The 22,474-nt window shown below is 28.8% G+C and carries 19 protein-coding genes and 2 pseudogenes; 19 read left to right on the top strand and 2 right to left on the bottom strand.

Annotated elements, in window-relative coordinates:
- Positions 1 to 4: 4 nt before the first annotated feature.
- The 7 genes and pseudogenes from BM119_RS07120 (at position 5) to BM119_RS20195 (ending at position 4,318) form a co-directional block, all read left to right on the top strand.
- Positions 5 to 445, top strand: coding sequence for a hypothetical protein (locus BM119_RS07120; protein WP_090040129.1), 441 nt, complete (start codon positions 5 to 7; stop codon positions 443 to 445).
- 166 nt (positions 446 to 611) lie between these two features.
- Positions 612 to 1,370 (top strand): lysoplasmalogenase family protein, encoded by a 759-nt coding sequence (locus tag BM119_RS07115; RefSeq protein WP_090040128.1) that lies wholly within the window; start codon positions 612 to 614, stop codon positions 1,368 to 1,370.
- Positions 1,366 to 1,545, top strand: a pseudogene (locus tag BM119_RS20565) (IS1595 family transposase); the annotation flags it as partial. The gene BM119_RS07115 and the pseudogene BM119_RS20565, both read left to right, overlap by 5 nt.
- An 87-nt stretch (positions 1,546 to 1,632) precedes the next feature.
- Positions 1,633 to 2,160 (top strand): annotated as a pseudogene (locus BM119_RS07110) (DUF4825 domain-containing protein).
- Positions 2,161 to 2,651: 491 nt separating this feature from the next.
- A complete protein-coding gene (locus BM119_RS07105; RefSeq protein ID WP_423231000.1) occupies positions 2,652 to 3,335 on the top strand; it encodes a TVP38/TMEM64 family protein in 684 nt (227 codons plus the stop codon).
- Positions 3,336 to 3,355: 20 nt separating this feature from the next.
- Positions 3,356 to 4,192, top strand: coding sequence for a sulfurtransferase (locus BM119_RS07100; protein ID WP_090040126.1), 837 nt, complete (start codon positions 3,356 to 3,358; stop codon positions 4,190 to 4,192).
- Between the two features lie 3 nt (positions 4,193 to 4,195).
- On the top strand, positions 4,196 to 4,318 hold the full coding sequence (locus tag BM119_RS20195) for a rhodanese-like domain-containing protein (protein WP_242948349.1): 123 nt from the start codon (positions 4,196 to 4,198) through the stop codon (positions 4,316 to 4,318).
- A gap of 634 nt (positions 4,319 to 4,952) precedes the next feature.
- Here the strand turns inward: BM119_RS20195 and BM119_RS07095 are convergent.
- Positions 4,953 to 6,431 (bottom strand): GNAT family N-acetyltransferase, encoded by a 1,479-nt coding sequence (locus BM119_RS07095; protein WP_090040124.1) that lies wholly within the window; start codon positions 6,429 to 6,431, stop codon positions 4,953 to 4,955.
- 586 nt (positions 6,432 to 7,017) lie between these two features.
- Here BM119_RS07095 and BM119_RS07090 point away from each other — a divergent pair.
- From BM119_RS07090 to BM119_RS07050, 9 genes are all read left to right on the top strand, one after another.
- The gene (locus BM119_RS07090) at positions 7,018 to 10,758 is read left to right on the top strand and encodes a phosphoribosylformylglycinamidine synthase (protein WP_090040123.1); all 3,741 of its coding nucleotides are present in this window, start codon (positions 7,018 to 7,020) and stop codon (positions 10,756 to 10,758) included.
- Positions 10,759 to 11,011: 253 nt separating this feature from the next.
- Positions 11,012 to 11,488 (top strand): 5-(carboxyamino)imidazole ribonucleotide mutase, encoded by a 477-nt coding sequence (purE, locus tag BM119_RS07085; protein ID WP_090040121.1) that lies wholly within the window; start codon positions 11,012 to 11,014, stop codon positions 11,486 to 11,488.
- A 97-nt stretch (positions 11,489 to 11,585) separates the two neighbouring features.
- The gene (purC, locus tag BM119_RS07080) at positions 11,586 to 12,287 is read left to right on the top strand and encodes a phosphoribosylaminoimidazolesuccinocarboxamide synthase (RefSeq protein ID WP_090040119.1); all 702 of its coding nucleotides are present in this window, start codon (positions 11,586 to 11,588) and stop codon (positions 12,285 to 12,287) included.
- A gap of 26 nt (positions 12,288 to 12,313) precedes the next feature.
- Positions 12,314 to 13,717, top strand: coding sequence for an amidophosphoribosyltransferase (gene purF, locus BM119_RS07075; protein ID WP_090040118.1), 1,404 nt, complete (start codon positions 12,314 to 12,316; stop codon positions 13,715 to 13,717).
- 332 nt (positions 13,718 to 14,049) lie between these two features.
- Positions 14,050 to 15,048 (top strand): phosphoribosylformylglycinamidine cyclo-ligase, encoded by a 999-nt coding sequence (gene purM / locus BM119_RS07070; protein WP_090040116.1) that lies wholly within the window; start codon positions 14,050 to 14,052, stop codon positions 15,046 to 15,048.
- Positions 15,036 to 15,644: a phosphoribosylglycinamide formyltransferase gene (gene purN / locus BM119_RS07065; protein ID WP_090040114.1), complete on the top strand. Its 609-nt coding sequence runs from the start codon at positions 15,036 to 15,038 to the stop codon at positions 15,642 to 15,644. Before purM ends, purN begins: the two co-directional genes overlap by 13 nt.
- A gap of 35 nt (positions 15,645 to 15,679) precedes the next feature.
- Entirely contained in the window at positions 15,680 to 17,188 is a 1,509-nt protein-coding gene (gene purH / locus BM119_RS07060; RefSeq protein ID WP_090040113.1) for a bifunctional phosphoribosylaminoimidazolecarboxamide formyltransferase/IMP cyclohydrolase, read from the top strand.
- A gap of 12 nt (positions 17,189 to 17,200) precedes the next feature.
- Positions 17,201 to 18,448, top strand: coding sequence for a phosphoribosylamine--glycine ligase (gene purD / locus BM119_RS07055; protein ID WP_090040111.1), 1,248 nt, complete (start codon positions 17,201 to 17,203; stop codon positions 18,446 to 18,448).
- Positions 18,449 to 18,977: 529 nt separating this feature from the next.
- On the top strand, positions 18,978 to 19,766 hold the full coding sequence (locus BM119_RS07050; protein ID WP_177199333.1) for a GNAT family N-acetyltransferase: 789 nt from the start codon (positions 18,978 to 18,980) through the stop codon (positions 19,764 to 19,766).
- On the opposite strand, the gene BM119_RS07045 is transcribed toward BM119_RS07050, so the two are convergent.
- Positions 19,758 to 20,228 carry a hypothetical protein gene (locus tag BM119_RS07045; RefSeq protein WP_090040107.1) on the bottom strand — a complete coding sequence of 157 codons (471 nt, stop codon included), beginning with the start codon at positions 20,226 to 20,228 and terminating at the stop codon, positions 19,758 to 19,760. The two genes, BM119_RS07050 and BM119_RS07045, sit on opposite strands and share 9 nt — an antisense overlap.
- Positions 20,229 to 20,430: 202 nt before the next feature.
- On the opposite strand from BM119_RS07045, the gene BM119_RS07040 reads away from it, so the two are divergent.
- The 3 genes from BM119_RS07040 to BM119_RS07030 all read left to right on the top strand — a co-directional run bounded on the left by BM119_RS07040 (position 20,431) and on the right by BM119_RS07030 (position 22,467).
- On the top strand, positions 20,431 to 21,111 hold the full coding sequence (locus BM119_RS07040; protein WP_177199332.1) for a DUF975 family protein: 681 nt from the start codon (positions 20,431 to 20,433) through the stop codon (positions 21,109 to 21,111).
- A gap of 482 nt (positions 21,112 to 21,593) precedes the next feature.
- Complete coding sequence (locus tag BM119_RS07035; protein ID WP_242948348.1) at positions 21,594 to 21,788, top strand: DUF4250 domain-containing protein; 195 nt, start codon at positions 21,594 to 21,596, stop codon at positions 21,786 to 21,788.
- Between the two features lie 148 nt (positions 21,789 to 21,936).
- A complete protein-coding gene (locus tag BM119_RS07030; protein ID WP_177199331.1) occupies positions 21,937 to 22,467 on the top strand; it encodes an RNA polymerase sigma factor in 531 nt (176 codons plus the stop codon).
- The last annotated feature ends 7 nt before the right edge of the window (positions 22,468 to 22,474 follow it).

Here is a 22,474-nt window from a genome sequence, read left to right as displayed (position 1 = left end):
TAATATGAAGAAGATAATATTTAATATTATAATCATAGTATTTTTGTTTAGTGTAATGTATATTATAGGAAATAAGATGTTGTATCCTGTAGATAATAGTTATGATATAAAACAATACAGTAGTGAATATAATGTTGATCCTAGTATTGTTATATCTATGGTAAAAAAAGATGTTAAATTAAATGATACTTGTTTAATTAATTTATGCAATGAGAGTGATTTAATAGATTTTAAGAAAGAAGATATGAATAAAGAATCACTTAAAATAAAGGCAATAGCATATTTGATATCCAAATATAAAAAAAATTCCAATATAGAGGAGTGTTTAATTAGTATTGCAGAAAAAGATATGGGATTATCTAATGAAGAAGCTAAGAAATATGCGTTAAGTATATTAAGAGAAAAATCATGGTATAAAATATTTCATTACGAACTTAACAAATAATAAATATAATATAGAAATTAAAATATTATAAAATGGATTATCTTGAAAAGTAATTTTGAGATATTCCATTTTTATTTTAACTAATTTTAGCTTTAATAATAACATATGTACAGAAAAAGGTTAAAATCAGTATTATACAATTATGAAATATATGGTAAAATATTAGATGATTGTAATGGGGGTGGTTATGATAAATTTAGGGTTGGAGACTATTAAGTATATTATAGTAATTCAATGCATTTTATTTATAAGTGGAATTATTATAGCATTTAATAGACCTAAAAATCACAAATTTAAAAGAATGTTACCAAGACCTATTAAGGTAAGTATTAGTTTTCTTATGTCATTTACTGCAATAATAGTTTTTTTGAATTCTAATAATTTGACTCATAAGTATTCTATGTTTGTACTTATAGGAATGATTTTATCATCTTTTGCAGATTTGATAATGTGTAGGCTTATAAAAACTAAAAACAATTTAATTGGGGGTATGATTATATTTTCATTAGCACATATAAATTATGCGTTAGCATATATAAGTGTAATGATAAATGAAGATGTTTTTAAATTATACTATTTGATAGTTGCTATAGTAATATTTTTATCTGTAGTAATTTTAGAATATAAATCTTTTATAGGAAAGTATTCTGAAGAAAAAATAACAGAATTAGGAGCAATATTTTATGGTGCAATAATAACAAATATGTTCATATTTTCAATGTTCTTATTTATAAGTGTTGGGGGAGTATTTAAGTATACATTCCTAGCTGCAATAATTTTTATGATATCAGATTGTATAATAGCCTCAACGGATATATTAGGATATAACTTTAAATTAGAGGGAATAGCTGTATGGATAACTTATATAACAGCACAGATGGGAATAATATGTGCTCCTATAATTGGCTTGATGATACCTCGATAGCTCTATCCTTTGTACTGATAATTATAGGAGATATAGTTAATTTGCCCAAAAACTTTTACTAGATCATAAACGTATAAAAGAAGGAAAATATAAATAAGGAATTTATCATATTCAACATATTAATGCTATACACAGCAATTTGAAGAAATATAACCAATATTTATATCACTATATAATTACTATATAATAAATTATATAGTAATGAACAATTGAATTATTCTACTTGTAAAATATGACATCAAAAAATAAAAGGAGGGATTATATGAAAAATAAATTCAAAATATTTGTTCCTGTAATAATAATTGTATCAATTAGTTTAATAGGTTGTGTGGGTACTTCTACTAAAACATCACATCAAAATATGGAAACTATTTCGCAAGTTGAAATAGATGATTTGCTAAAATACAAGGGCTCATATGTAGGTGATAATAGTGCTGTAGGAAATATAATAGACAGGTTACCTGGTAACAATTATAACGAAGGATTTAGTTTACAGACTGATAAAGAGCCTTATGGAATAATCGTTAATTATAAAGCAAATCAAAATTTGGGTACAGATGATTATAATAATTTTTGGAGCAACAAAAAACCTAGTGAGCTTTTAGAGAAGAACGCTGTAGTATTATTATGACTTATACAAAATGCTGACATTATAGAATTCAATGTAGATAACGTAGGTGAAAACTCTTATAAATATAATAGAAAAGAATTAGAAAAAAAATATGGTGAAGATTTAAAAAACTTACTAAAAGACGAGACTTCATTTGAAAGTTTTTTTAATAATAATTAGTTCATAACTTTGGAATAGTATAAAAATAAAGGGTGGCGTTAACTACCCTTTATTTTTATACTATTTTTCAACACTATTCTAAAACAGAGACTAAATAATAAAAGAAATCAATATACTACTTAAATAGTGGTTATATTGATTATTTTTATTAATTACTAAAACTATAATTAAAACTCAAACAAATAAAACTTTTTAGAGAATATGTATATTAATCGTTATTGGTATTTTCTATAGAATAATAAGTAACTATAGAAAATGCCAATATAGATTGATTACAATATGGTTAAACGTGTAGAATTATATCGAATAAAATGTTAACAAAATGAAACTTTTTATATGATGTATTCATTAATAGAAGGAATCAAAAGGAGTTTATTAGACATTAATATTTGTTAATATCTAGATATTCCTAGTGATAATAGGGCAAATCGAGATATTTAATACGATATTTGAAAGTGTTAATAAATTATAAATAACTAAGTGAGGAGAGAATTCAGGTGAAAAAATCTTGGAAGATTAAGGTTGGGGTACTTGTTGCTTGTGTATTAGCTTATTTTTTAATACCTAATTTGTCTACTAATATAAAACAAGCAATATTTATTCTAGGAAATATGGACATAGATTTGGTGAGAGGATATATTTTAGGATTTGGAGTTTGGGCTCCAGTAGTATCATTTTTATTAATGATTTTTCAATCCGTGGCAGCACCACTTCCAGCATTTTTAATAACTTTTGCTAATGCTGCTATATTTGGATGGGTAAAAGGTGCAATATTATCATGGGCATCAGCTATGGCAGGAACTGTATTATGCTTTTACATAGCTAGATTTTTAGGGAGAGATTCAGTAGAAAAGCTTACAAGTAAATTTGCATTAAAGGATATAGATAGCTTTTTCGAAAAATACGGTAACTATGCAATACTTATAGCTAGGCTCTTACCATTTATATCATTTGATTTGGTGAGTTATGCAGCAGGACTTACTACTATGAGTTTTTGGTCATTCTTTTGGGCAACAGGAGTTGGACAACTACCTGCTACTATAGTTTATTCATACATAGGTGGACAACTTACTGGAGGAACCAAGAAATTTGTATTTGGGTTACTTATGCTTTTTGCAGCTTCAGTTTTAGTTGTTCTTGTTAAAAAATTATGGAATGATAAAAATAAAAAATAACAAAAGAGAGGAAGAATTACATGAGAAGAAGTTTGAGATTAGGATCTTTAATTCTTGCAGCATCTATGTTTATTCTAGCAGGCTGTGGAAGTAATAACACATCTTCTAAGAATGATTCTGAAAGTCAAATAAAATTTGATAATACAGTTTATGCTAAGCAAGATATATTTATTGATCCATCAGAAGTTAAAGAGAAACTTGAAAGTAACGATATTATAATACTTGATTGTAATAAACCAGATGTATATGAAAAAGAGCATATTAAAGGAGCAGTAAGTATAGGACTTCATTACTTTTCTGATAAGGTTGGAAAACCAGGAGATGATGGATGGGGAACTATAAAGAAAAAAGAGGATTTACAAAAAGCCATTCAAAGCTTAGGAATAAATAAAGACAAGCTAGTTGTCTTTTATTCAGATGCATTTAAAGGACCAGGAGCAGATGGAAGGGCAGTTTGGCAACTTAAAATGGCAGGATTAGATAATGTAAGAATTTTAGCTGGTGGTCTTACAAATTGGAAAGAACTTGGATATGATGTAAGCAAAGAACCTATTGAAGCAACTCCAACAAATGAGATAGTTGATTTAAAAGAATACGATGAGACTTACTATACTACAAAAGAAAGAGTAGAAGAAAATTTAGGAAAAGAAGTATTAATAGATGTTAGAACTAAAAAAGAGTTTGAGGGTTCTCAAAATGCTGGAGAACCAAGAGGAGGACATATAGAAGGAGCTGTTCATATAGAATGGTTAGAGCTTTTAAATAAAAATGGTACTCCTAAATCTCCAGATGAAATTAAATCTATTATGAAGGAAAAGGCTGGAGTTACTGTTGATGATGACTTTACAGTATACTGAACTATGGGTATAAGATCTGGATATGCATCCATGATACTCAGAGCAGTTGGCTTTGATAAAGTTAGAAATTACGAAGGTTCTATTTACGAATGGAGCGGAGATTCTAATATGCCTATGGAAAAATAAATTTCAAATATTAAATCTAATATAAAACGTAAAAGCTATAAAATTTAGGCTCTGCCTTATTTTATAGCTTTTTTTACTTTATAAAAATTTTAAAGTCTAAAAGATTGATGAAATAAGGGCTAAGAGCGATCTGGAATTGAAAATTAATGATAAACTCTTTTTAGAAAGATTTCTAAAATAAAATGTTTTTAAAGAAAATCTAAGATTTTCAATCCTAAATTTTTATCCTGGAAATCTATAATTTTCAACCAAAATTGTAAATTATTAATCTGTAATTATTTTTGTGATTTTAGCTTGTTAAACATAAATGTAATATATGTGGAAAAATGTTATAATTTTATAGAGACGTATTTATCAATGCAAAATTTATAACATGGGGAAGATATTGCGAAAAAATAATGACTTAAAAAAGGCCAAGCAATAAGTATTTGTAGAACAGTTTAGAAATGCTTAGGACACTTTTTAATATTAAGTTTCATTAGTTATTCATAAATTGTAGAAGTTTAAAAATTAAAAAGATTATGGTCGCATTATATTAGAATACTCAATTAAATAATTAGGAATCCATTAATAAAGCTAAGTTACCCTGGGTCTCCTGCACAAGAGTGGTTTTCCTCACACAAAAGAAAGCATATTACAGATATGTTTCCATTTCAATAAAATCTTCATATACAGTTTTTTCTTTAAAACCGACAGATTTGTACAGTTTCTGAGCTGTAACGTTAAAGCGGTTAACTCCAATTGTAAGATACTTACACCCCTGAGATTTCAAATATTCAAGACCCTTCATCATCATAATCTTGCCAAAACCTCGGTGCTGATATTTTTTGTCGATTAGTACACTTTCTATGTAGTAATTTTCATTCTTCTTATCGATTTTAAATGCCACCAAGCCGATAGAACGCATACCTTCCATGAGTACAAACAGCTTCTGTTTGTATGCATAAGCGATACAAATGGCCTGCTGCGCATTTCTCATATATTCCAGTTGTTCATCGTCTATGGATAAGTCCATTGCATCCCACAGGTTCGTTTTACCGTAAGGAACCAGTTTCGTATTTTTGGGATAGACAAATGTCGCGGTTGCCTCTTTGCGAAATTCTTTGCGGAACTGGCTTAACCTATCTCCGTTTGCGCAACGTACAATAAGTTCGCTGTTGGTCAGATGAAGAAGCCCTATCTTCGCTTCCCAATCCAGATAAAGGTAACAACTCCAACCGAGATTACCATAACAGAAATCACGCGCACTGAGCAATCCAGACACAGAATTAAATGCAATGCTCTGCTCAAAAGTAGCTGTGGTAGTAATGGCTTTCCAGGCTTTTTCAGACAGCAGCTTTTTTTCCAAAACAGTAACAAGCAATTTCTCAGCCTCAGCATAATTCATTGCGAATGTATATTTCACATCTGCTTCGTATTCACTATTCATGTAGATAGTCATGTGATGGACTGCATACGGTTTTGTGTTGACTTTTAAATATTCGCCGCTAATGTCGAGTGGAGCAAAGATCGCAGTCCTCACATAGTTTGGCAAGTTTTTCCCTGAAGCCCGCTCAATAACTTCGCGGATGAAAACCGTTTCTGTCATGTTATCAAGATCGTCTGTTGGCTCAGTTCCTGGTATACAGGTTAGTTCTTTTCCGTTTACGTAATCAATTGCATCTCCAAATGTCCATGGATGCGTAAAAATCTTACGATCTACAAGGTTACGCTTTTGGTCACTTAAAGCTTGATATGCATCATCTGTCTGTTGCACTTTCATGATTCCACCGTTAAAAAAATCTGGAATGCCACTCTGCTTTAAGCAAAGTTGCTTGAGTGTAATTTCGGAAGCGTGAGTATATTCAGGAATATACTTGTCCAGCTTATCCATAAGATTAAGCTTTTTATCATCGATTAACTTCCCGATACACAACCCCATTAAAAATCGACTGTTAAAAGATAGCAGATAAGTACTTTTCTCTGTAATGGGTAACTTTTTCTCTCTATCTGCAAGACCGTAGAAATTCTTGTGATAACATTTACCATTTTTATAAACAGCGACTGCTCCAGCGGCCCCCCATACTTTAGCACATTTATCTATTCCTTCACTTAATTCTATTTTATTAACCATCTGATATAACCTCCTCGCTAAGTTCCTGTTTATATATATTAGTTAAGTAAAAATCTAATGCACGATATAATACAAATATTGTGGGATTGTGATGAGTTCAATGAAGCTTCAAAAAAGACTGCACAAAGTCAAAATCTAGTATTTGATTATAAATACAAAGTTTCCTGGTTTGAGATATAGATATATTGGATTTGAAATATTTAATTATGCAAGAGGGGATATAATAAAAAAATAATAATTTAAAAAGGTCTAAGTAATAAAAAATAACTATTCAATTATTTGTAGAATAGTTTAGAAATGCTTAGGTTATTTTTCATATAAAGTTTTATTGACAATTAACATATTATAGGAAAAAAGAATGAAAGACATATTATAAAATTTGAATAACTTATTAATGTTCGTTATATAACGAACATTAAATTAAAATAAACAAATAACGTTGACAATAAACTTGGCGTATGTTACCTTATAAGTGAAGAAAGAACATTTAGAATATTAAATGTTCAAATGGTTACATAATAATATTACCTAAGATTAGGAGAATTTAAAATCTCCTAGCAACTCTTAGATTGGTGGGAGGTTTAACATGGATAAAAGGGTTTTTTATGTTGAAAAGAAACATGGTTTTACAGTTGAGGCAGATGAGTTAAAAAATGATTTTATTGAAAATCTCAGTGTTAATTTGGATAAAGTTAGAATTATAAATAGGTATGTGATATATGGGGTAGACAAAGATGCTTTAGATAAAGCTAAATTTACTATTTTATCAGAAAAGACAGTAGACAACCTATATGAGGATAGCATAGAGTTAAACGGATGTGAACATTTTGCAGTAGAATATCTTCCAGGTCAATATGATCAAAGGGCAGAGGCAGCTAGAGAATGTATAGAATTAATAACAGAGGGTATAAAACCTGAAGTGAAATATTCAAAGATAATAGTATTGAATGGAAATTTAAATGAGAAAACAATAGATGAAATAAAGAAATACTACATAAATCCAGTTGATTCAAGAGAAGCATCATTAGATATAGAGGATATAGAAAAAGAAAATATAAATGTAAAACAAGAAGAAAAAATAGAAAAATTTATAGATTTAAATGAAGCACAATTAAAAGCAATTCACAAAGACTTTTCATTAGCAATGACCATAGAAGATTTAAAACTTTGCCAAAGTTACTTTAAGGATGAGAGAAGAAATCCGTCAGTAACAGAAATCAAAGTAATAGACACCTACTGGTCAGATCATTGCAGACATACAACATTTTTAACATCAATAAAAAATATAGAAATTGAAAATAATAAATTATCAAAACCTATAAAAATTGCATTAGAAGAATATATGAAGTCAAGAGACTTTGTTTATGATAAAGATAGAGATATTACATTAATGGATATTGCAACTATAGCAGCTAAAGAACTTAAGAAAAAGGGAATTCTTAATGATTTGGATGAAAGTGATGAAATTAATGCCTGTACAATAAAAGCAAATGTAGAAACAAATAAGGGAATTGAGGAGTATTTAATATTATTTAAAAATGAAACTCACAATCATCCAACAGAGATAGAACCTTTTGGAGGAGCTGCAACCTGTCTTGGAGGAGCTATAAGAGATCCCCTTTCAGGAAGATCATATGTATACCAAGCTATGAGGGTAACTGGATGTAAAGACCCAAGAACATCTATTGAGGACACAATCAAAGGAAAACTTCCTCAAAGGGTTATTACAAAGAGGGCTGCTAAAGGATACTCATCATATGGAAATGAGATAGGATTAGCTACGGGAATGGTTTCAGAAGTTTATCACGATGGATTTGTAGCTAAAAGAATGGAGATAGGTGCTGTTATAGGTGCAACTCCAAGAGAAAATGTAAGAAGAGAAGAACCAAAATCTGGGGACATAGTTATTCTTTTAGGTGGAAGAACTGGAAGAGATGGATGTGGTGGGGCAACAGGATCTTCAAAGGAACACACAGAGGAGTCTATAAATATATGTGGTTCTGAAGTTCAAAAGGGTAATCCGGTAGTAGAAAGAAAAATTCAAAGATTTTTTAGAAATCCTAATGTATCTAAAATGATAAAAAGGTGTAATGATTTTGGAGCAGGTGGGGTATCAGTGGCAATAGGGGAACTTGCAGATGGTCTTGATATAAATCTAGATGTGATTCCTAAAAAATATGAAGGATTAAATGGAACAGAGCTTGCAATTTCAGAGTCCCAGGAAAGAATGGCAGCTGTAATTGAAGAGAAAGATTACAAAAGATTTATAGCTTTAGCATTAGAGGAAAATCTTGAAGCAACTAAGGTAGCTGTAGTAACAGATTTAAACAGAATGAGAATGTTTTTTAATAGAAATACAATAGTAGATTTATCTAGAGATTTTTTAAACTCTAATGGAGCAAAAAGTTATATAGATGTAGTAGTTAAAGAACCTAAAAATGAGGGAAATTACTTTAAAAACAGTATGTATAAAGGCAATTTTAAAGAGTCTTTAGAAAATATGTTAGGTGATTTAAATATATGTAGTAAAAAAGCTTTAAGTCAAAGGTTTGATTCTACCATAGGAAGAGGATCAGTGCTTATGCCATTTGGAGGGAAATATCAATTAACTCCATCAGAAGGAATGGCAGGGAAAATTCCAGTATTAAATGGAGAGGTTTATGATTGCACATTGATGACCTATGGGTACAATCCTAATATTGGAGTGTTTAGTCCATTTCATGGAGCATTTTATGCAGTTATAGAAAGCGTTGCAAAAATAGTTTCAATGGGAGGAGATTATAAAAAAATTCATTTAACATTCCAAGAGTATTTTGAGAAGTTAGGAAAGAATAAAGAAAAATGGGGTAAGCCTTTTGCAGCCTTACTAGGAGCATTTTATGCTCAGAAAAGTTTAAATATTGCTGCAATAGGTGGAAAAGATTCAATGTCGGGAACATTTGAAGATCTTACAGTACCACCTACATTAGTATCCTTTGCTGTAGCATTAGAAAAGGTCAAAAATGTAATAAGTCCAGAATTTAAAACTTCAGGAAATATGATAGTTAAAATAAATACTAAAAAAGATGATGAAGAAATAATAGATATAAAGGAATTTAAGAAGAATTTAAGTGCTATTACTAAGCTTATACATGAAGGAAAAATAATATCATCCTTTGCATTAAGACATGGTGGAATAATGGAAGGAATATGTAACATGGCTTTTGGTAATAAACTAGGAATAAAAATAGAAGATAGCATAGAAGAAAAAGAGTTATTTAGAGAAGAATATGGTTCATTTTTAGTAGAGATGCCTAAGGAGTTTATAAAAGCCTTAGATTCCTTAGACATTACAGTAGTAGGAGAAATAAAAGATTCTAAGGCTATAGAATATAAAGACTTTAACATTGATATAGATGAACTTTTAAATATATATGAGAAGCCATTAGAAACAGTATTTAAACTTAAGACAAAAGATAATAATGAAATTATAGAGAATAAATATTTTAAGAAAGATAAGAAATATTCAGTATTTATAGATAAGGCTAAGCCAAGAGTATTTATACCAGTATTCCCAGGAACGAACTGTGAATATGACTCTCAATATGCCTTTGAAAAGCAAGGAGCAAAAGTTAATACTGTTGTATTCAAAAATATCACAGGTGATGCACTTAAAGAATCAATAGAAGAGTTTAGAAGAGAGATTTCAAAATCACAAATAATAATGCTTCCAGGAGGATTTAGTGCAGGAGATGAGCCTGAAGGTTCAGGTAAATTTATAGCTACAGTTTTTAGAAATCCTAAAATAAAAGAAGAGATAATGAATCTTTTAAATAATAGAGATGGATTAATATTAGGTATATGCAATGGATTTCAAAGTCTTATTAAATTAGGTCTTGTACCTTATGGAGAAATAAGAGATATAGAAGAAAACATGGCAACATTAACTTATAACAAAATAGGTAATCATATGAGTTCAATAGTAAGGACTAAAGTAGTATCAAAATTATCTCCTTGGTTTAACGAAGTAGAAATTGGAGATGTTCATAATATTCCAATATCACATGGAGAAGGTAGATTTGTTTGCTCAGAAGAAATGGCTAAAAAATTAATAGAACATGGACAGGTAGCTACTCAATATGTGGATTTAAATGGAAATATAACTTTAGATATGCCATACAATCCTAATGGATCAGTACTTGGAATAGAAGGAATAACCAGTATTGACGGTAGAATACTTGGAAAAATGGCTCATAGTGAGAGAATAGGAGAAAGTCTTTATAAGAATGTACAAGGAAATTATGATCAAAAGATATTTAAATCAGGAGTAAGTTATTTTACTAAATAGATTTTGAATTTGTGGAAAACCTAGAAAAACTTAAAATCACATAGTGCTTTTTAGTTGAAAGTTAAATGTAGAAAGTTGAGAGTTAAGGATGAAATCTTCTTAGGAATATTTCTAAAAAAAATGTTATTAAAGAAAAGCTGAGATTTTCAACCATCACTTTCAACCTTCAACTTAATATTTAGAAAGTCAGTGTTTTTAATTAATATTTTCAATTTTTAAATGTCAATTCTCAATTTAAAGGAGTGGTTTTATAATGAAGGTAGCAATATTCTTTGGTAGTAAGTCAGATATAGATGTTATGAAGGGAGCTAAAAAAGCTTTAGATGAATTTAATATAGAGAGCAAAGCTTTTATATTATCAGCCCATAGAGTACCAGAAAAACTTATGGAAACTTTACACAAAATTGAAGATGAAGGATTTGAAGTGATAATAGCAGGAGCAGGACTTGCAGCTCACTTACCAGGGGTAATAGCATCACATACAACAATGCCAGTTATAGGAGTTCCAATAAATGCAGCATTAAATGGACAAGATGCATTATATTCAATAGTTCAAATGCCAAAATCTATTCCAGTAGCTACTGTTGGAATAAATAATAGTTATAATGCAGGAATGCTTGCAGTAGAAATACTTTCTATAAAATATCCACAATTAAAAGATAGTTTAAAAGATTTTAGAAAAAACATGAAAAAGAATTTTATAAAAGATAATGAAGAGTTTGAATTTTAATTAGGAATATTATTAATTTAGAATACACTAATCATTAAATGATCCTAAAAGTATAGATAAACAAAGTTTAAAAATAACGAATGGAGTGAATTTTATTATGGAAAAAAGAGAAATGTTATATGAAGGAAAAGCAAAAAAAATATATGGAACTGACTGTGAAGATAAGGTGGTAGTTTATTATAAAGATGATGCTACAGCTTTTAATGGAGAGAAAAAAGGTCAAATAGAAAGTAAAGGTATATTAAATAATGCAATAACATCAAAATTGTTTGAACTTTTAGAAAGTAAAGGAATACCTACTCATTTTATAAAAAAATTAAATGATAGAGAACAACTTTGTAAGAAAGTAGAAATAGTTCCTGTGGAGGTTATTGTAAGAAATGTAGCAGCTGGAAGTATGGCTAAAAGATTAGGAATTGAAGAGGGGACAAAGCTTAAAACAACAGTTCTTGAAATAAGCTATAAAAACGATGATTTAGGAGATCCTCTAATAAATGATTATCATGCTGTTGCTATAGGAGCTACAACTTTTGATGAATTAGAAAAGATATATGGAATTACAAGAAAAATAAATGAAATATTAAAAGAGTTTTTCTTAAATCAGGGAATAAATCTTATAGATTTTAAGATAGAGTTTGGAAGATATAATGGAGAGGTAGTTCTTGCAGATGAAATTTCTCCAGATACATGTAGATTCTGGGATGCTAAAACTAATGAAAAACTAGATAAAGATAGATTTAGAAGAGATATGGGAAATGTTAAAGGGGCATACGAAGAAATATTAAATAGAATGAGTTAATTTGCATAAGAAAGGAATTGAATTTTATGAGACCACCTATACTTGATATGGAAATGGATAAATTTAAAGAAGAATGTGGTGTCTTTGGAGCATATTCAAAGGATGGTATGGATGTTTCTGCATTAACCTATTACGGATTATATGCACTTCAACATAGAGGAGAAGAAAGCTGTGGTATAGCTGTTCTAAATAATAAGGAAATACAATGTACCAAGGGAATGGGACTTGTTACAGAAGTATTTAAAGATAAAGGGAAACTGGACAAGTTAAAAGGAGAGGCAGCAATAGGACATGTAAGATATTCTACATCAGGAGATAGCTGTGAATGTAATGCCCAACCACTTTTAACTCAAGGGAAACTAGGAAGCATGTCTATAGCTCATAATGGAAATTTAACTAATGCAAATGTAATAAAAGAACTTTTAGAAGATTCAGGGTTTATATTTCAAACATCTATAGATTCAGAGGTTATACTAGGGCTTATAGCAAGATATGCAAAAAAAGGAATAGAAAAAGCTATATTTAGTACAATGCAAGCAATAAAGGGATCATTTGCAATTGTACTTTTAACAGACACTCAACTTATAGGAGTTAGAGATCATAATGGCATAAGACCTCTTTGCATAGGTAAAATAAATGAAACATTTATTTTATCATCAGAAAGTGCAGCACTAGATTCTGTAGGAGCTGAATTTATAAGAGATGTTGAGCCTGGAGAAATAGTAATAATAGATGAAAATGGATTAAGAAGTTTAAGCTATTGCGAAAGGACAAGTTGTGAAACATGTTCCTTTGAGTATATATATTTTGCAAGACCGGATTCAGTTATAGATGGGATAAGTGTTTATGAATCCAGATTAAGAGCAGGTGAAATTCTTTATGATGAATGTCCAGTTGATGCGGATATAGTAATTGGAGTTCCAGACTCAGGTATAGCAGCAGCAGTAGGCTTTTCAAAGGCATCTGGAATACCATATGAAATAGGTTTTGTTAAGAATAAATATGTTGGAAGAACATTTATAGCTCCCTCTCAAGAATTAAGGGAAACTTTAGTAGGGGTAAAGTTAAATCCACTTAAACATGTTATTGAAGGGAAAAGAGTTGTAGTAATTGATGATTCAATAGTAAGGGGTACAACTTCAAAAAGACTTGTTGATGTTTTGAAAAAAGCAGGGGCTAAAGAAGTTCACTTTAGGGTGTCTTCACCAGCAGTAAAGTATCCATGCTATTTCGGAATAGACACACCTTATAGAAGCCAGCTCATAGGAGCAAATCAAGATGTAGAAGAAATAAAAGAATCCATAGGAGCAGACAGTCTTCAATATATAACTATGGAGGGGCTTTTAAAATCATTAAAAAAACATAGAGGTTTTTGTCTTGGATGCTTTAATGGAGAATATCCATTAGCACCTCCAACTGAGGAGTTCTGATTAATATAGTTGAAAGTTGAAAGCGGAGTGTTGAGAGTGAAGGATGTTTTTCACTTTGTTTAAAAAACTAATAATTAAATTTTAGATTCTATGTAAAAAATCAACTATAATTTGTAATTTTCTATTTTAAATTATAAAAATAGTTCAAAAAGGCTCTATAAGGGTTTTAAGTTATAAGTTTTGAAGGCATGTGTTAGTTCAAAAATTAGAGATTATAAGAGGTGGAAGTTGAATATTGATAGTGAAAGGTGCTTTTTATTTTGTTCAAAAAACCAACCATAATTTTCAATTTTCAATTCTCCACTTTCAACTCAATGAAAGGTGTGATATATATGATTAGCTATAAAGATTCAGGAGTTAATATAGAAGAAGGTTATAAATCAGTACAACTTATAAAAGAGTATGCAGGTAAGACAATGACGGATTTAGTTTTAAATGGTATAGGATCTTTTGCAGGAATGGTGGAATTACCAAAAGGATATAATGAACCAGTTTTAGTATCAGGAACTGATGGAGTTGGAACTAAGCTTGAAATAGCATTTAAAACTAAGAAATATGACACTGTTGGAATAGATTGTGTTGCAATGTGTGTAAATGATATTTTATGTCATGGAGCTAAACCATTATTTTTCCTTGATTACATCGCTTGTGGAAAATTAGATGCTAATGTTTCTGCTGATTTAGTTAAAGGTGTATCAGAAGGATGTATTAAGTGTGGAGCTGCATTAATTGGAGGAGAAACTGCTGAAATGCCAGGGTTTTATGGTGAAGGTGAGTATGATATAGCAGGATTCACTGTTGGAATAGTTGAAAAGAGTAAAATAATCGATGGAAAAAATGTTCAAGATGGAGATATAATAATAGGATTAAAATCATCAGGAATACATTCTAATGGATATTCATTAGTTAGAAAGTTAGTTAAAGATTATAATGTGGAGTTTAATGGAAAAACCTTAGGAGAACATTTATTAACTCCAACAAAAATATATGTAAAACCTATATTAAATCTTTTAGAGAAATATGAAATAAAGGCAATGAGTCATATTACTGGAGGCGGATTTATAGAAAATATCCCAAGAATGCTTCCAAAGGGAAAAACTGCTGTTATTGATATAAATTCTTATGAAAGAAATGAAATTTATGATTACTTAATAAGCCTTGGAGCTGATGAAAAACACATGTACAATACCTTCAATATGGGAATAGGATTTGTAATTTGCATAGATAAAGGTATTAAAAATCAGGTGATGGATTCGCTTAGAGAAAGTGGAGAAGAATCTTATGAAATTGGATATATAACCTCAGGGGAGGAAGGAATATGCTTAAAATAGCTGTACTTATATCTGGAGGTGGAAGTAATCTTCAATCAATAATAGATAATGTTAATAGTGGAAAAATAAATGGAAATATAGAAATGGTAATAAGTGATAGTGAAAATGCTTATGGAATTGAAAGGGCAAAGAAGTTTGATATTAAAACTTATGTTCTTGATAAGAATAAATATGGGAAAAATCTTTGTGATGAAATATTGAAGATTACTAAAGGAAATGTAGATTTAATAGTACTGGCTGGTTTTTTATCTATCCTAAAAGGAGACATCCTTAAAGAGTTCAAAAATAGAATAATAAATATTCATCCTTCCTTAATACCAAGCTTTTGTGGAAAAGGCATGTATGGCATTAAAGTACATGAGGCTGCTATAGAGTCAGGAGTTAAGGTAAGTGGATGTACTGTACATTTTGTTAATGAAAAAATAGATCACGGAGCTATACTTCTTCAAGAAGTGGTTCCAGTATATTTCGAAGATACAAAAGAAAGTCTTCAAAAAAGAGTTTTAGAAAAAGAACACATATTACTACCAAAGGCTATAAGTCTTATATCAGAAGGAAGAGTTAAAATTGTAGATGGTCATGGAAAAATAGATTAATTAGTATGTGTAAAAATTTTAGGAGGTTCAAAGATATGAAAAAAAGAGCTTTAATAAGCCTTTATGATAAAGAGGGAATATTAGAATTTGCAAAGTTTTTAGAAGAGAGAAATGTTGAAATAGTGTCCACTGGAGGAACCTTTAAATATTTGAAGGAAAATGGAATAAGTGTTATAGATGTAAGTAGTGTAACCAATTTTCCTGAAATGTTAGACGGACGAGTAAAAACTCTTCATCCTAATATTCATGGAGGAATACTAGCTTTGAGGGATAACGAAAATCATATGGCTACTCTTAAAGAGCATAATATAAACATAATAGATTATGTTATAGTAAATCTTTATCCATTCTTTAAAAAGGTAAAAGAAGATTTAACCTTTGATGAAAAGGTTGAGTTTATTGATATTGGCGGACCAACTATGATAAGATCTGCTGCTAAAAACTTTAAACAAGTTACTGTTATAACTGATAAAAATGATTATAAAGTAGTAATGAAAGAAATTGAAGAACAGGAGAACTTATCACTTAAGACCAGAAAATATTTAGCTTCTAAGGTGTTTAATCTAATGGGAGCATATGATTCTTGTATAGCAAATTTTTTAATGGAAGATAGTGAAGAATATCCAGAGTATTTAACTTTATCATATAAAAAATCTAAAGATTTAAGATATGGAGAAAATCCACATCAAAAGGCAGTATACTATGTGGATACAGTGAAAAATTCAGCAATGAATAGGTTGGAAATTCTTAGCGGAAAAGAACTTTCATACAATAATATAAAAGATTTAGATATAGCTTGGAAGGTTGTATGTGAATTTCATGATGAAGTGGCATGCTGTGCCTTAAAGCATAATACACCATGTGGAGTAGCAATAGGAAATGATGTATATGATAGCTATATGAAAGCTTATGAATGTGATAAAATGTCTATATTTGGTGGAATAGTTGCATTAAATAGAACTGTAGACGAAAAAACAGCAAGAGAAATGAATAAGATTTTTTTAGAAATAGTTGCAGCACCAGATTTTACAGATGAGGCATTAAAGGTCTTAAAAGAAAAGAAAAATTTAAGAATTATAAAATGTTTAGAAACTCCAAAAGGTGAAAATGGCCTTGTAAGTGTTGATGGTGGAATACTTATGCAGAATGAAGATAGAGAATTTGTAAAAGAATTAAAGGTTGTAACGGAAAAATCCCCAACTGAAGAGGAATTTGATGAATTGAGGTTTGCAATGAAGGTTTGCAAATACGTTAAATCTAATGCTATAGTAGTATCAAGAAATAAAATGGCAGTAGGCATAGGGGGAGGACAAGTTAATAGAATATGGGCAGCTAAAGAAGCATTAGAAAGAGGAGAGAATGCAGTGGTTTTAGCATCAGATGCATATTTTCCATTTTCAGATGTGGTTGAAGAATGTAGTAAATACAACATAAAATCTATAATTCAGCCAGGTGGATCTATACATGATGAAGATTCAATTAAAGCTTGTAATAAACTTGGAATATCTATGGTCTTTACGTCTATGAGACATTTTAAACACTAAGGGGGATTTTTTATGAAAGTATTAGTTATCGGTGGTGGGGGAAGAGAACATGCAATAGCCTGGAAATTAGCAAGTGATAGAGAAATAGAGAAAGTATATGTAGCGCCAGGTAATGGAGGAACAGCACTTGAAGATAAGTGTGAAAATGTAGATCTTTCAACTACAGAAGAACTAATAAATTTTGCAAAGAATAATGATGTATACTACACTGTTGTAGGACCAGAAGATCCACTTACTAAAGGTATCGTAGATGATTTTGAAAAAGAAAATTTAAAGATATTTGGACCATGTAAAAAAGGGGCTATTTTAGAAGGTAGCAAAGCTTATTCAAAAGAATTTATGAAAAAATATAATGTGAAAACTGCAGAATATGAAATATTTAATGATATAAAAAGAGCAGTTGAACATTTGAAAAATTGTGAATATCCAGTAGTAATTAAAGCAGATGGGTTAGCAGCGGGTAAAGGTGTTGTCATATGCAATAATTATGAAGAAGGAAAATATGTATTAGAAGACTTTATGGTTTTAGGCTCTCTAAATAAAGCAGGAAAAACAATTGTTATAGAGGAGTTTTTAGAAGGGATTGAAGCATCAATTCTTTCAGTTACAGATGGTAATACAATAATACCTTTTATTTCAGCAAAAGATCATAAACAAGTTTTAGATGGAGATAAAGGATTGAATACAGGTGGAATGGGAGTAATAGCTCCTAATCCATACGTTACAGAGGACGTTTTCAAGTCATTTGAGGAAGAAATAATGTATCCAACTCTTAAAGGATTAAAAAGTGAAAAAATAGATTTTAAGGGGATAATTTTCTTTGGAATAATGATTACTAAAAAGGGAATTTATCTTTTAGAATATAATGTGAGAATGGGAGATCCTGAAACACAGGCAGTATTAAGTCTTATGGAAACTAGTCTTCATGAAGTAATAAAAAATACGTTGGATGGCAACTTACATAAAACAAAGATCCTATGGAAAAATAAAGTAGCAACCTGCGTGGTTATATGTTCAGGTGGCTATCCACTTCAATATAAAAAAAATAAGAAGATATTAATTACAAAACCTAAAGAAAAGGTATTTATAGCAGGAGCTATACTAAAAGAAAATTCTTTATACACAAGCGGAGGAAGGGTATTATCTGTTGTAGCTGTAGATGATACAATAGATAAGTCTAGAAAAAAAGCATATGCTGCAATAGAACACATAGATTTCCATGATATGTTTTACAGAAAAGATATAGGGAAATTTAAATAAATTTTTTATATGAAAATAAGGTATGTGTTAAAAATTTAGTTTGTGAAAAGAGCAACATCTGAAAGAAAATTTGTTTTATAAGGCCATGAATTTAAGGGATTTAAACTTTAATTTCATGGTCTTTATCTATTTTGAAATAAAATAAACTATATATGTTATATGAATAATATTTAAAGTTATAAATGTTCTTATAAAAATCAATTATTATTTAATCTTATGTAAGAATTGTAATATAACCTATATAAAAAATAAATTATATTACATAAGAGAGTAAATAAATATATACCTGATACATAAATAGGTATATTATATAATTGTACAACTTATAAAAATTTATTCAATGTCTAACATTATTATGAAACTAATTCTTAAGTTAGGCATAAGCATTGCTATAGGCACAAATGAGTTATTTTAAAACTCAAAATAAAGTAAAACATTCTTTTTAAGAAAAATCTTATGAATCTAAGGATCATTTAAAGTAAAATGGGGTGGAGTATTGTATATAGAATTTAAAAACATTAAAAGCGTAATGAAATTTTTAAAAGAACATACCTATGGTCATGTAAGCAAGGACATATGGGATTGTAATTTGTGGTTTTATGGAAAGGTAGAAAATTTAAATAATAAGATATTTTATACTGATAAGATAAAAAATATAAAACTTTATAAATTTGAAGATGTCAGTGGAGTTTTACAAGGGGTTGCAGTAGTTTCTTATAATAGATTTTGTGTAAACGTATATTTAGATGTATTAAACACTATAGATTTAAATGAATTTTTTCATAGTTTATTAAATGAAAGTGAAAACAAACCTATATGGGTAAATTGTTGCAGAGATTATGTGGCAAATACTGTTATTAAAGAATTCAATGGAAAAGTAAATGAAACCTTATCAATGCAATACTATTTTAAGGAGGATTTTAAAGAAGACAAATTTTATAATGCTAGAGAATTAACAATAGCTGATAAAGATTACTTTGATTATAATTGGCATCACATGAAAGCATCCATGGAGCAAGGAATAAGATTTTTTGCCATAATAGAAAATAATAAAATAATATCTTTAGCGGGGCTAGCTCCTTTTTCAACTACTAGAGCAGAGATTGTATGTGTTAAAACAAAGGAACAATATAGAAATAAGGGATTCAGTAAAGCTTTATGCAATTATGTTATCAATGAAGGATTTCAAGAGTACTCTGTGTTAACTTGGACAACTCATTGTAATAATAACAAAAGTATTAGTTTAAGTAATGCATTAAACTTTAAACACCTTATCAACACCTATCAAATTATTATAAATAGAAGTAAATCAGTCTAAATTATCATTATTTTTTTTATCATCGTATAGTATGCTTTTACAGAAAGTAAATATTAAATTTAATGTTGAGCTAGTAAAAGCAAAAAGTAACAAACCAGTTCTATATAAAGTTATATCAGTAAGATTATATGACTTTAAAAAAGTATAACCTATTAAAATAGCTACAATTTCTGATAAAAGTTTAATTATGAATCCTAAAAATTCGTTATTCCTTAGCATATTAGATATTACTTTATGATTAAATCCAATGAATATTAAAAATATTTCTATAACCAATGCAGAGATAGTTAATGTAAAGGATAACACTAGTATTGATGAAAATCTACAGTGAGATATTTCATGAGGAATAATATATTTAACAAATAAAATTCCTAATACATTAAATAATGTAGGTGCAATGAAAGGGACTAGCAAAACTAAAACTAAAAATATTATTAGTAGAAATTGAAAAAATATGTTCATAGTAATCTCCTTAAAAATAGTTTTATGTTTCTATATAAAATACATATGATGCAGAATAATAAAGTATTACAAAAGATTAATCTGTATTTGGAATTTGAAAAAGAGTACATAACTTGTATATAATACATATAATGGTATTAATGAAACTATATAATATAAACTAATTAGTACTATGCTAAAAAAATTTTTAGGAGGAAATCATATGTATACTAGGAATTCTTCAGACTTAAAGAAAGATTCAATAAAGAAATTAGCTAACAATTGGCCTATGGCAATATTAGTTAGCTTTCTTACCTATTCATTATTAGGAGGGATAAATTTTAATAATGGGCTTAGAAAGGCTGATATTAAGATATTTTCATTTCAATTTCAACAAAACATAGATTATAATTTTGGACGGGGAATAACATCAATAGTTTTATCAATATTATTAATGATAGTTATAGGATCACTATATAAGGGTGCTAGTTTTTTCTTTTTAAACATTGTAAGAGGGAAAAAAGGAACTTTTGGTCAATTTTTAACTGGGTTTAATGGATGGGGAAGAGCATTTCTTGCTAATTTATTAATTGCAATCTTTGTTATGTTTCTTACCATACTTTTAATAATACCAGGGATAATAGCTATATATAGATATTCAATGACTTTTTATATATTAAATGATTATGATGATATATCAGCATTAGATGCAATAGAGTTAAGTTCAGATATGATGAGGGGGCATAAATTTGATTTGTTTTGTGTACAGTTAAGTCTAATAGGATGGGCTATACTTTCAGTTGTTACTTTGGGAGTGGGAGGTATATTCCTTTCACCATATTATAGAACTATTGTAGCTGAATTTTACGAAGATGTTAAATTTGATTATGAAAAAAATAAGTAGAATTAAAATTATTAGTATGTAGAATTTTTATAAGACTATAAAGCATGAGGTACATAAAAAATAACAAGTCAAAGATGTGATGTATATTGACTTATTGTTTTTGAATGTGCCTAAATAAAACAAAGTATAAATAGGGAATATGTAATAAAAAAATTACATACTCCCTAAGTTATTATTAAAGGGTATATTAAACTTGTATAGTTTTACCATTTGATTTTTTATTATAAATACCTGCCAAATAAATACTCAATTCTTCGATTTTCATGAAATTAATACAATTATTTGTGTGGTAACATAATATAGAAACTTTAGCCAATCATTATAAATAAAAAAATATGATAAAAATAAAAAATTGCAATAAAATCTTTGAAAATTTTAAAAAATAATGTTAAGATAAGTATAGAATATGTTTTTGTGTCAATAATATAGTTTGATATGAAAGATTATTCTAATCTTTACTTAATATTAGGAGGTAAGATCTTTTGGATAGAGATAGACTATTGGAAATGGATCCCTATGTTTTATTAAGTCTAATCAATATGAAATTAAGAGATGAATTTACTTCCCTAAGGGATTTTTGTACATTTAATGACATTAATTCGGAGTGTATTATTAAAAAATTAATGAAATTAGGATATGTTTACGATGAATTATTAAATCAATTTAAAGTAGCTTAAAGCATCATATTTTTGATGCTTTTTTTATTTTTAAAATTATTATAAAATATTATAATAATTTTTTTTGCTTAAATTGAACATTTTACATATAAAATTAGTCTAATATATGAATGGCTTAGCTAAGGGATAAGAGAAGAGGGGTGATGATTTGGAAATAGGATCTAAAGTAAGGTCTAAGATTAGGAAGGAATCTACTATATCTTTAGCAAAAAAAGGTGATAAAGAAGCATTTTTAGTTTTAATTCAAGACAACAAGGTATCACTTTACAGAATTGCTAAAGGTATATTAAAAAGTGAAAATGATATAGAAGATGCATTCCAAAACACAATTATAAAGGCATATGAAAAAATTCATACATTAAAAAATGATAACTATTTTAAAACATGGATTATAAGGATTCTTATTAATGAATGCAATAATATTATAAAATTAAATACTAGGGTTATACCTATGGAAAAATTAAGAGAAAATGTTTATGAAGATAGTTATTGTAGTAGTGACATACGAGAAGCAGTTGATTTATTAGATGAAGATTTAAGAATTGTTATATTACTTTTTTATTATGAAGATATTCCTCAAAAAGAAATTGCGAAAATTCTAAACCTTAAGCATGGAACTGTGAGATCTAGGATTTCAAGAGCTAAAGAAAAGCTTTACGAAATTATAAAAGAAAGTTAAGGAGGGG

Origin of the sequence: Clostridium frigidicarnis (assembly GCF_900111985.1) — a bacterium.
Taxonomy (GTDB): Bacteria; Bacillota; Clostridia; order Clostridiales; family Clostridiaceae; genus Clostridium_Z; species Clostridium_Z frigidicarnis.
The sequence above is the reverse complement of the archived record's forward strand: the minus strand, read 5'-3'. Positions and strand labels throughout refer to the sequence as shown.

Excerpts from the sequence above, each read along its gene's own strand:
- BM119_RS07120 (WP_090040129.1), top strand. The coding sequence starts at position 5 with ATGAAGAAGATAATATTTAATATTATAATCATAGTATTTTTGTTTAGT.
- BM119_RS07115 (WP_090040128.1), top strand. The coding sequence starts at position 612 with ATGATTGTAATGGGGGTGGTTATGATAAATTTAGGGTTGGAGACTATT.
- BM119_RS07100 (WP_090040126.1), top strand. The coding sequence starts at position 3,356 with ATGAGAAGAAGTTTGAGATTAGGATCTTTAATTCTTGCAGCATCTATG.
- BM119_RS20195 (WP_242948349.1), top strand. The coding sequence starts at position 4,196 with ATGGGTATAAGATCTGGATATGCATCCATGATACTCAGAGCAGTTGGC.
- BM119_RS07095 (WP_090040124.1), bottom strand. The coding sequence starts at position 6,431 with ATGGTTAATAAAATAGAATTAAGTGAAGGAATAGATAAATGTGCTAAA.
- BM119_RS07090 (WP_090040123.1), top strand. The coding sequence starts at position 7,018 with ATGGATAAAAGGGTTTTTTATGTTGAAAAGAAACATGGTTTTACAGTT.
- purE (WP_090040121.1), top strand. The coding sequence starts at position 11,012 with ATGAAGGTAGCAATATTCTTTGGTAGTAAGTCAGATATAGATGTTATG.
- purC (WP_090040119.1), top strand. The coding sequence starts at position 11,586 with ATGGAAAAAAGAGAAATGTTATATGAAGGAAAAGCAAAAAAAATATAT.
- purF (WP_090040118.1), top strand. The coding sequence starts at position 12,314 with ATGAGACCACCTATACTTGATATGGAAATGGATAAATTTAAAGAAGAA.
- purM (WP_090040116.1), top strand. The coding sequence starts at position 14,050 with ATGATTAGCTATAAAGATTCAGGAGTTAATATAGAAGAAGGTTATAAA.
- purN (WP_090040114.1), top strand. The coding sequence starts at position 15,036 with ATGCTTAAAATAGCTGTACTTATATCTGGAGGTGGAAGTAATCTTCAA.
- purH (WP_090040113.1), top strand. The coding sequence starts at position 15,680 with ATGAAAAAAAGAGCTTTAATAAGCCTTTATGATAAAGAGGGAATATTA.
- purD (WP_090040111.1), top strand. The coding sequence starts at position 17,201 with ATGAAAGTATTAGTTATCGGTGGTGGGGGAAGAGAACATGCAATAGCC.
- BM119_RS07050 (WP_177199333.1), top strand. The coding sequence starts at position 18,978 with ATGAAATTTTTAAAAGAACATACCTATGGTCATGTAAGCAAGGACATA.
- BM119_RS07045 (WP_090040107.1), bottom strand. The coding sequence starts at position 20,228 with ATGAACATATTTTTTCAATTTCTACTAATAATATTTTTAGTTTTAGTT.
- BM119_RS07040 (WP_177199332.1), top strand. The coding sequence starts at position 20,431 with ATGTATACTAGGAATTCTTCAGACTTAAAGAAAGATTCAATAAAGAAA.